At 40.5% G+C, this 215-nt stretch carries 1 protein-coding gene; it reads left to right on the top strand.

Annotated features, from left to right (window positions below; genetic code table 11):
* Positions 1-96: hypothetical protein (locus LKX83_RS33435; RefSeq protein ID WP_227887625.1), on the top strand; the 96-nt coding region annotated here is incomplete at its 5' end.
* Positions 97-215: the final 119 nt, after the last annotated feature.

The following is a 215-nucleotide window of genomic DNA, read 5'->3' as shown; positions in this document are numbered from 1 at the left end:
GGCTTCATCGAACCGTTCACGAAAGAACTGCCAATGGAATATGCGGTAGAGATGAACCGTCTGATTCAATTTGAGATGGAAGGCTCTATTGGATAATACACGCATTCTCAAAAAGGCTCCCGATTTAGTCGGGAGCTTTTTTTATGTTATGATGAAAGAAAAGATAGAAAGCGCAACGATGCATATTGGAGTGAATAGCTATGGGTTGGTTAATT

Source organism: Cohnella baijiui, assembly GCF_020731285.1.
In the GTDB taxonomy this organism is placed as follows: Bacteria; Bacillota; Bacilli; order Paenibacillales; family Paenibacillaceae; genus Cohnella.
This window is presented reverse-complemented; position numbering and strand designations above follow the sequence as displayed.